5 protein-coding genes are annotated in these 11,257 nt (G+C 41.1%); 1 reads left to right on the forward strand and 4 read right to left on the reverse strand.

The features are described from left to right. Positions 1-139: 139 nt before the first annotated feature. Both IPJ86_04905 and IPJ86_04910 read right to left on the reverse strand, forming a co-directional pair. Entirely contained in the window at positions 140-310 is a 171-nt protein-coding gene (locus IPJ86_04905; GenBank protein ID MBK7886652.1) for a hypothetical protein, read from the reverse strand. 405 nt (positions 311-715) lie between these two features. After that, positions 716-2,368: a T9SS type A sorting domain-containing protein gene (locus IPJ86_04910; protein MBK7886653.1), complete on the reverse strand. Its 1,653-nt coding sequence runs from the start codon at positions 2,366-2,368 to the stop codon at positions 716-718. 306 nt (positions 2,369-2,674) lie between these two features. Between IPJ86_04910 and IPJ86_04915 the strand changes: the two genes are divergently transcribed. Then, the gene (locus tag IPJ86_04915; protein ID MBK7886654.1) at positions 2,675-4,561 is read left to right on the forward strand and encodes a CBS domain-containing protein; all 1,887 of its coding nucleotides are present in this window, start codon (positions 2,675-2,677) and stop codon (positions 4,559-4,561) included. Positions 4,562-4,877: 316 nt separating this feature from the next. Here IPJ86_04915 and IPJ86_04920 read toward each other — a convergent pair whose 3' ends face one another. Both IPJ86_04920 and IPJ86_04925 read right to left on the reverse strand, forming a co-directional pair. Beyond that, the gene (locus IPJ86_04920) at positions 4,878-7,727 is read right to left on the reverse strand and encodes a T9SS type A sorting domain-containing protein (protein ID MBK7886655.1); all 2,850 of its coding nucleotides are present in this window, start codon (positions 7,725-7,727) and stop codon (positions 4,878-4,880) included. A gap of 304 nt (positions 7,728-8,031) precedes the next feature. Beyond that, entirely contained in the window at positions 8,032-10,947 is a 2,916-nt protein-coding gene (locus tag IPJ86_04925; protein ID MBK7886656.1) for an SBBP repeat-containing protein, read from the reverse strand. Positions 10,948-11,257: the final 310 nt, after the last annotated feature.

Here is an 11,257-nt window from a genome sequence, read left to right on the forward strand (position 1 = left end):
CTGAAGGTGATATAGAGATTCGTCTTACGGGACGAAGGAGAGATGTAATTGCAATGACAATTTTCCGGTTTAAAGTATCTTTTCTTTAAGCCTTTCTTGTTTCGCTGGATAGCTAGTCAGAAGGCGAAGTGCAATACGATTATAATAGCCCGATATTCTGAATATTAAAGTAGACAAAGATCAGGATAGCTATCAGCGCCATTGAATTCTCCAGAATTGGCAGCAATCGGCTTACTTTTAAGTTGGCCAGACGTAAAGCATATTTGTTGCTTTGATCGTGTTTGCGGGAATATTGTTTTAAAGGTTTCATGGCGTTCTCTTTTAGCGATTAACGTTTTATTGTTTGATGAATCAAATGTACCACGCTAAAAAGGCAGGTGTATCTACTAATTTATAAGTGTGGGAATTCGCTTTGTAAACGGCTGTTTTGGTTTGTAAATGACAAAGGACTATATGAACAGTTGCCCTGCCTTATAGATTCAAAATGGTAAAAATCACTCTGAATTCTCAGAAAATGCTTTCGCTCCGGTCAAAAAGGGTACGATAACTTTTAATAAAGGTAAATCGCAATCTCATCAGTAATTTGGATTTTAGTCTGGTAGCAAGAAACCACCTGATGTTCCCTCAGGCAAAATCTCCGGAAAACGGGATCAAACAACAACTATCCCTGCCAAATGATTTATGTTCGTCCACCTACAATGTATTTCGCTATGTACTACTCTACAATCAATCTTCCGTTCATCACTCCTCCCTGTGCTCGCCTGGCCTGAATAAAATACATTCCTTTTGAAAATTCATGGACATCAATTTTCTTTTCACCATTCATTACTTCTGTAAAAAGAATCCGGCCATGAATATCAAATATCGTAACGGTTATGTTGCCACCGTTAGGTGAAATAACTTTTACTGTCACTATATCTGAAACCGGATTAGGATAATACGCTACAATTTTATCAGTTCCCTGCAGTGAAAAGATTCCAGTCGCCGGCCCTACCTGAATAGAATCAATTCTTGCACATCCTGTACTATCCGTCACCGTTAGTATATAAAATCCGGAAGAAAGTCCAATATTGGGATTGGTAGTAGCGCCATTGCTCCAGGTAATGGTATACGGAGGAACACCACCTATAATATTCACCGCAATCTGTCCATCATTTGAAGTGGAACTGGTTGCATCTATTACTGTGATATCGGATACAATATAATCCGTCCGCAACGTATCAAACCATGCCTTTCCATTGATGAATGTATTTGTTGCACAATTTGCATGTGTGAAAGGACCGGCATTAATCAGCTGCACAGAAGTAGATCCATTCTGAATAAATTTATTATACGCAACGATGGAATTCTGATACACCACTTGTTCATCGGCAGTACAATACATGATCTTTGTAGGTGAAACCGGCATCCAGTCGGTGAGATCATTTTCTCTTAGGGCTTGCCTTACATAATGGTTGGTATCATTTATGAAAGAATCCAGCAACAGAGGATTTAAAATATCATTCGGTATCGCGGGTAACTGACTATTGATCACTGTGAGATCGTTTAGACCATTGAACAAAGGACGCAGAGACGTATCATAAGGACTGGTAAAAACACTGCTGTCTTCCGCCCATAAATTATACACCTGATCGTATGAAAAAATGATATACGGTAAATAAACAGAGGAAGCGTAAACACTATCTACTTCAATTACCCGTGCCTGTGATCCGGATAAATCATAGGGGCCAGACATTGGCAAGGAGGCGGTAATTGAAAATTCCTGAGGGAACTGTTCTTCCATCAGCCGTTGCGCTGCCATCGTAGCATGTGCTCCCAAAGAATAACCGGCAAGGAATAACTGGCCATTCAATCCGAAACCAAGGCTGTCTATCAGCTCCCGTGAAGCGCGCAACATATCAATTGTAGCTGTTGCTTCCGACTGTGAATGAAGATATGGATGAATAGGAACCGGACTATCTCCCAAACCCAGATAATCAGGTAACGAAGCTGCATAACCATCAGTGGCCATAGCTACGCCCACCATTAACTCGCCTCCCAGATATGAAGGGACGTTTAATTTTACTGTTTCGGTACCGTGCTGATAACTGATCAATGGTAAGTTACACGGTGGATTCAGAGGTAATAAAAGTGCTCCGGAGGCAATGGTTGCTGTGCTATCATAACTGACGGTATTGTAGATGATTCTATAAACATTCACATTAAAACGTTTCGGAAAAATGAAAGTAGGAATCCCGTTCGCCAAATATATAGAATCTATCTGGGCAAAATTATAAGTTGCGACGAGTTGAAAAGAAGATAGGAATTGTGCTGAGGAGGACTTAACACCAAAGAAATAAAGGAGAACAAGGAGGAGAATTTTTTTCATATTACTAGATTTATCTTACCGGTATTTCTTTACCGTTGATGTTCGGAATTGGTATTAGCGTATAGGGAGGAACTAAAAATAAAGAAATAATCGGAACAAAAATTCATATCTCATCTTTCAAGGAAATTTCCTTAAGAAACTTTACTAAATCCGGTTCGACGCTTACCCGTCACTTTTTTCTCTTCAACAAAACCATACATCATCCATAGTCTGTATTAAAATGATGAATATCATATACATAATGGACTTTAAACAGGAAACAATCACCATCTTACAATTAATTTTTACCTTCTAATTTCTACCATCATGGGCGAACAAAAAGTAAACAGAGACCTCTCTATAGCAGCCAAAAACAAGTTCATACATCATCTTTTAAAAGATCTGGATGCCATGGAATATATGCTGGCAGAAGGATGGATGGAAAGAGATATCACCCGCATCGGGGCGGAGCAGGAACTCTGTCTGGTCGATTATAATTACCGTCCATCGATGGATGGACCGGAAATATTAAAAACCATATCCGACCCGCATTTCACAACTGAACTCGCCCGCTACAACCTTGAAATAAATCTGGATCCGATGGTGCTGAAATCAGGAGCTTTTGCAGCGATGGAAGCAAACCTCAAAAGTTTACTGGCTGATGCGAATGTATACGCTGCTCCCTTCGGCAATAAAGTACTATTATGTGGGATACTCCCCTCTATTACACCAAGAGAACTGGATTTATCTTACCTCACACCAAAGCCCCGCTATTACGCCCTCGACAGAATTCTGCGGGAAATGCGCGACAGTGATTTTGATGTTGACATTCAGGGAAATGATGAGTTGCTGATGCGTCATAATAATATACTACTTGAAGCCTGTAATACGAGTTTTCAAGTGCATCTGCAGATTAATCCCTATGATTTTGCCGACATGTACAATTGGGCGCAACTGATTTCAGGACCGGTCTTATCTATCTGTACTAACTCACCCCTTCTCTTCGGTAAAGAACTCTGGGCGGAAACACGCATTGCACTTTTTCAACAGAGTCTGGATGTACGCACCAAAACCAACGATCTTCGTCAACGAAAGCCAAGAGTTAATTTCGGTAATGCATGGGTGTTAGGTTCTGTTACCGAACTGATCAAGGATGACATCGCCCGTTTCCCGATGATCCTGACCGGCGATACGGAAGATTCCTTTGAGTTGATCAAAAATGGAATTGCACCAAAGTTGCGCGCCTTCCAACTCCACAATGGCACCATCTGGAAATGGAACCGGCCCTGCTATGGTATCACCAATGGCAAGCCACACTTACGCATCGAATGCCGGTATATTCCTTCCGGTCCCACCCCTGAAGATGAAATCGCCAATGCGGCATTCTGGGTAGGGTTGATGCAGGGATTACCGGACCACTACCGGAAATTACAAAACAAACTTGATTTCACAGAAGTAAAAGAGAATTTCGTGAAGGCGGCCCGTTATGGTATCAACACGGAGCTGAAATGGAACGGACGATTCCAACCTGCCAGGAATATTATTTTAAATGATTTACTCCCTATAGCAGAGCAGGGATTACTGCAATCCGGTTGTACTCCGCATGAAGCTTCCGATCTAATGAAGACCATCCGTACACGCGCTGAAACCTTACAGACAGGCAGTCGCTGGCAGGTGAAACAATTCAGAGAATTAAAGAATAACCATGAGCCCGTTGAAGCTCAACTGGAACTAACGGCCATACTCTACGAAAAACAACAGCAAGGACATCCTGTAGCCGAATGGAATATCACGCGGCCTACCACCAATCAGACTTCACGTATCAGAATGGCCGAAGAATGTATGAATACGGATATTTTGAGTGTCAGGGAAGATGATCCCGCAGAGTTGGTGGCGAGAATGATGGAGTGGAAAAACATCCATCATGTACCGGTCGAAAACCAACGGGGTGAATTAATAGGTTTGATAACCACGACACATCTTAAACGTCACGTGGCGGAGGGAAATATTGATCCCGCGATGACTGCCGGGCAAATCATGATCCGAAAATTTCACTTCATTGTACCGGGAACAACAGTAATGGAAGCGATGCAATTAATGATCCGGGAACAAATCTCCTGTTTGCCTGTTTTGAAAGATGGGAAATTATGCGGGATAGTAACGGAGAAGGATATGGAAAGGGTATGGAAGAAAATGAAAGGGGAGTCTGAATAATACTTTCTCGAATATCACTTAATTTTATGCAGGTGACAAATTTAATTGCAAATGGTGTTTTTGCTGCTGGTAAGGAGGCAACGAGGCCATGCTCGCTGTTGTAAACGTCGCTCCCTATCGCGAGCGAAAGTCTCCTTCGGAGAGTAAGAGCCTCGCGACTGCTTGCTACTAGCTGCTTGCTTTTTTGTTAACCGATCCAATTGTTTGATAACGCTACGATGTAGCTTTAATCACATCGCTATGTCCATGTCACTCTTATGGAACTATCAGAATGCTGTTTATTTAGTTTGAGAAATGGATAGGGTAATTGCAGTTCCTATTCCACCATTAACTTCACAGTGCCGGAAGGGAGATTGTTGCGTTCGTATTGGAGGAGGTAGAGGCCGATAGGGAAACCGCTAAGATTGATTTCCTGGCTGATGAGATCAAGTGTGCTGATCATTTTTCCACTGCTATCGAAAACGCGACCGCGGGTGATGGGTGATTTACCGGAAGCATCCACGAGGGTAAAGCGGCCATTGGAGGATGGGTTCGGATAGGCGTAGATATCACCATTTTTAACTCCTGACACTTCATTCAAACCAACAAAAACACCTTGATATTTCGTTGTTATTATTCTTGAACAGTTGGGGAATCCTATGTATTGTCCTGTATAGGAATCCGAAAAAAAACCAGTCGTGTAAAACTTTTTAGCATAATCTAAATTTATATCAGTTATGCATTCGCCAGCAGTTAAAGTATTATATAATATATTATTAAACAATATAGTTCCCGAACTATCTAAACCAAAAAATCTGAGTCCAACGGATACTCTTCCTCCTAATGTTATCAAGTCATCTCCTGCTATAAAAAGCTCTGCTGAGTGTGCATTTACTGAAATATTTGTCCATAAAGGGACTCCGGTAGAATCAAAACAAACCACATTAAGTTTAGGATTTGCTAAAACACCCGCCCCTTGAGTTACGACCAGTATTTTACCACTACTTAGAAATCCGATTTGCCTTCCATAATCCACATATGAATTGGGTTTATAAACTGTTCTCCAAATTAATGCTCCACTTTGACCATCCAATTTACAAATCAATGCCACGCTTGAAGAATTTCCACAATAACCTGTAACGGCAATATTTCCATCTGAATGTTCTGCCAAATCCGAAAAAGCCTCACCTACATTTATAGAATCAACTAATGTGTACCATAACTTTATTCCGGATGCAGAAATTTTCTGAACAAATCCCATTCTATCAATATATGACCCTTGTTGGGCATAACCTGTTAGTCCTATTTCACCATTGTCACATTGGATCATTTTTGTAATATAACTTATGACCAGTGCATTCGTATCAACTTGATTTAACCATATTATATTTCCTACTGTATCCATCCGAAATATAACTCCTCTAAGGTTTGTAGAATTTGCTCCTACAATATAGTTTCCATTAGGCAGACAGTAATTCTTTACTGCGATTACATTATCATATGAAGAAAGTGTGATCCATGTTGTATCAAGAAAATTTCCTTGAACATTCATTCTCACTATAGATAGATTATAACGTTTTCTGGTTCGAAGGGAATCTGATGAAATCATTAAGACAAGATTACCAGTGGAATCAATATCAAAACAAGTAAGTGTATCATTATTTGTACCTGGTGATGAATAATACCTATTCCATATCTCATTCCCCCAGGGATCATACTTTATAATTACAACATCCTTCCCTTCATTTCCATAACGCTCAATAGTTGCGGCTACATACACATTGTTGTTTGCATCAAATATTATCTTGGAGCTGTCGACCTTCACATCACCTTCACCATTATAAATCCACTCTGAAATTGCCATACCTGAGGTGTCGAGCGTATTGAGAAAAAAGTTGGGATTTCTATTAGCTATTTCAGAAGAAGTTCCGGATGCTATGATTTTTTCATTGAAAATATTTATTGTTATTCCTCTTGAAACATTTAGCGTGTCTTTTGGTCTGATGGTCCACAAAGAATCCCCTGAAGTAGTATATTTAACCACAATTTGATTAGGAATTCCTCCAGTATTCTCATAGTTTGGTCCTGGAAAAATTCCCCATCCTGTCACATAAACACCACCACTGCTATCTAGTACTATTTTATTAAAAACCTCATCTCCATTTCCTGATGGAACATCCCAATCTCGCCTCCAACTTTGTGTCCCATCATAATTAATCCTCGATAAAATTGCCTTTCCATTTAAATATGGATCATAGCCTGCAATGTAAATATTTCCTGAATCATCAATTGCCATATCAGGTTTACTTAAATTCACTGAATTAAAACCATTGTTTAATGTATTACAGGTCCAAAGACGATTACCGAGGGTATCATACTTAACAGCCATATAAACCGCTCCTGATAACAGGGAAGATATTTGTCCGGACACTATCAATTGACCATCATTGAGAACTTTCATTTTTCTAGCATTTGATTGTTGAGTCCCTTGTATAGTATCACTCCACAATAATGATGAGTTGCCGGAATGATATTGATTGACAAAATATATATACTTTGAATTACTGTTGGAATAAAAATTGCCACATACTGTAAGGTGTCCGTTTTTAGAAAATTGCATATCACTTATATATGGATCCCCGTCTAACCCTAAATCATCCTTCTCCCATAACAATTGCCCGGATGCACTATACTTAATAATAATCCCAATGTGAGAATTTTTAGACCCGGAAACATAAATATTTGATAAATTATCTACTAAAATTTTATTAGGTCTAAAATCGTCATAAGGCATTGAAATAGTAACACCATAATTGCTCCCCCACAAAAGAGATCCACTGGTATCAAATTTTAAGGTAATAAAACTGTATGCTTGATCTACTTTTGAATACGAAGATCCTGTCAAATATAAATTACCGTCCGGCCCAATTAACATATCCTCCACATTATCATCTGTTGTAGCTCCTTTTACATAATATGTCCACAATGTATCTCCATAAATGTTTGTTTTAACAATCAAAATTTTATACATCCCTTTATCGGATTGGGAAGAACCCGCTAGATATATATTACCAATTGAATCCATTACTTGACAAGCAAGATAATCCTCTCCACGACCTTGACCACGAAACTCCTTCGTCCAATGTGTACCCAAAAGCTGTGCCTCTGTCTTTTCAGTAGCTAGCAAAATGAAGGTGAATAATAATAACCTGACGTATTTCATATCTATTATTTTATGGGGGGGGGGGGGTGGGTAATGTTAAAATCAATACAAATAATATTTAATCTTTAACTATTTGAAAGAATCTTCATACTCTGTTACGGAAATGTTATTTAAATAACGATCTCTATCAACAAATATAAATAAAATGTCGATTCAATTCTACTATAATTTTATGAAAACAACGGTACCAATAAAGGATAAAGAATATCACACCCTAAATTACCTTGCAAGGTATCAAAAACAAGTTGATTATAGGCAATACTTCAAACTACTTGATCAATTTAACAGTCCCTATGGAACCATTACTTCTGATATATCTAAGTAAATACATCCCTGGAGCTTTGTCACCAATATGAACTATTGACTGCTCAGGAAAAAATCGTGCTACTTCCTTACCTTGAATATCCATCACTGACCCTGAAACAATGGCGGAGTTGCCTATTGCATCTACAATATAAAATACCCCGTCAGAAGAGGGATTAGGATATACATAAACATTATCTTGATTGATGGCACCCATCTCCTCCACTCCCACCGCACTGTTCCCGTACTTAATGGTCACCATTTTGAAGAGGAAGTTGTTGTAAAAGTCAAAGGCACTTTCTCCGGTAACGATGAAATTTCCCTGGCTGTCGCGGGTGAGTGATCGCAACTGATCGGGGTTGGAAGTGCCGCTGGTGGTGTTGGAATAGGTATTTAAAAATTGCTGCACACCGCTGCTGTTATAGCCTACCAGTACGTAATTCAGATTGGAGGAGGTCGCATCGATCCACCAGCCTGCAGTCACGACACGGTTGTTGGGCTCTACGAGTAACTCTAACGGCTCGCGGTCACTGGCGGTTTGGTTGTAGACAGTAGCCCATTGAAAGGTGCCGGTTCCACTGTATTGTACGGTCGTGTATCTCGCTACAAATCCGGTCCAGCCGCGGCAGATGTACACCACATTTCCGGCAGGAGTGAACTCCACTTTCAATCCGTATTCATTGCTGGTATTCGGGTTGTAGATCTGCCTCCATGTGAGCTGTCCCGTAGTTCCATCCAAAACCGCGAGCATCGCAGTAAAAGTGGTGATCCCACCGGAAGCACCGGTTGCTGCCACATTTCCTGAAGCATTCACAGTAATCCCACGAATTTCATCGTACACACCGGCTGAGTCAATGTCGGTTGTCCATAACCGTGCCCCACTGGGAGTAAAGCGCTGCACGACTCCTTTGCCTGTTGTTCCACTTCCGGTTTGCACAAATCCTCCAACAGCAATATCTCCATTGGGAAAAGAGGCAAGACTGTTCACCTTTGTTACCGCAAATTGTGTCGAATCGATCTTCGCCGACCATTGTAACGTTAACGCATTATCGAAATAAGCAAGCACACCTCCATTGATATTAGAAAGCGCACCCAGCACCACACTGCCATCGTTACGCACCAGCATAGAAGTGGCCAGTGTACTTCCTAAGGGTGCAGGAAGGTACCAGGCTGTATCAAGAAATACACCGTTCTGGTCGAGTTTCACCAGCGACATTCTGTAATTATTTTTAAGCAAGCCGGTATCTGAAGAAATACACATGAGAATATTTCCGGAAGGATCCAATTCCATATGTGTCAAAGTATCGTTGTTCCAGCCACGGGTAGTATAATAGCGCTCCCATAGTAAATTTCCGGCCGGATCATATTTTATCACTGCGACATCAAGTCCGTTGGCATATAACCTATCCACAGTAGCGGCGCAATACACATTGTTCTGCGCATCGGTGCGAACTACCTGTCCACGGGTAATGGCATCTCCTGTACCGCTATAACCCCACTCATTCACCGTACTACCATTGGTAGCGATGATCTGTGTATATAAATTTTCATCCACGTACGCCGTATCCGTTTTAAATCCTCCGGCGAAAATTTTTCCGTTTCGGGCAGTTATTGCCAAACCCATGGAGGGATTGAGCGTATCCTGACTGCGATAGGTCCAGAGTGAATCACCACCCGACGAATACTTTACGACAATCTGGTTGGCGGTGCCTCCATTGCCGTAATAATCCGGACCGGCATATACTCCTCTCCCTGTCACATAGACGCCACCGTTATTATCTACAGTGATCGCATGAAAAACATCATAACCGTTGGACAGAGGTCCAATCCACTTTTTTCTCCAGCCCTGTGTGCCATCAAAATTAATTCTTGTCACAAAACCATTCTGATAGTCAGTACCGGTTAAATAGGTATTTCCGGAATCATCAACAGCCACTCTGTTCACATATTCATCACCGGTAGTGGTGGCGTCGGAATAGATGGTGGCCCACTGACGCACCCCTGCTGCATTATACTTCAATGCAATTCCATCTCTGTTAAAACCGGCTGCGTTCCTCGTTTCTCCACCTACAAATAAATCCCCGCTTGAAGAAAATCCAAGTCCCTTTGCTTCATCGTTTCCTAAAAATGTAGGGTTGGTATACGTATCGGTCCAGATCGTTGCACCGGAAGGGGTATATTGTTTTACAAAAATATTTATCCCGCCGGAGACATTTGCCGAATAGGAAAAGCCACACACTGTTGGATTTCCATTCGCATCCAGGGCGATATCCAGTGCTTCATCATCTCCACCTCCCGGCCCATTCAGCACATCTGCCCATTGCTGTACTCCTGATGAATTGTATTTAACCACCAGCCAATCTTTGCTTGCAGAAGCCGGATCGGTATAACCGGCAACATATACGTTACCATTCGCATCTACCGTTAATGCATTACCGTAACTTTGGTTAGGCGACACGGCAGGATAACGTGTAACCCATAATTGCGTTCCGGAAGGATCTATTTTTGCGGTGAAACATTCAAAATTATACGCGTTAATACTTTCCGATCTTCCGGTGATGTATGCATTTCCGCCTGCATCCACAACGATATCCGTTGCATAATCTTCCCTGTTACCTCCGGCATCGTAATAATACACCCAAAGGGTATCTCCCAGCGCATCTCTTTTCATTGCAAATGCATCGGCAGCACCGTGGTGGTTCCCTGCATAACCGGCGACAAAAACATTATCATTTGCATCGGTCACGATTGCCGCGATGCGATCAGAATTTTTCCCCTGAGCCTTGAAACTACGCAGCCATTGTTGCGGAAGTTGCTGGGCATGAAGCAGTGATGTAATGAAGCAGAAGTTTAATAGAAGTAAGCGGATGGATGGTGACATAACGATTTAGAGGGTGAAATGGATCGATGTTTATTTTGGGGTTTCAAGCAAACTAACGCAACCTTGAACGGAATGGTTTACCTGCCGTGCAAAAATAGAGGGAAATAATATGCTGGTCGGGTAAACCCCTTCCATACCTCAAATTATGACAAAAGTTTGATTCATTGAGGAAAAACGAATGCGTTAAAGAAAGTGCTGCTTTCTGCAAATTATTTCCGATTACAAAAAAGGGGCATAACTTTTATCATTCTCCTGATCATTCCTTTACTTAAAGGTTTAAAAGTTGGATGTTGATGATCATTTCATCATA

The sequence above is a fragment of the Bacteroidota bacterium genome (genome assembly GCA_016713925.1).
In the GTDB taxonomy this organism is placed as follows: domain Bacteria; phylum Bacteroidota; class Bacteroidia; order AKYH767-A; family OLB10; genus JAJTFW01.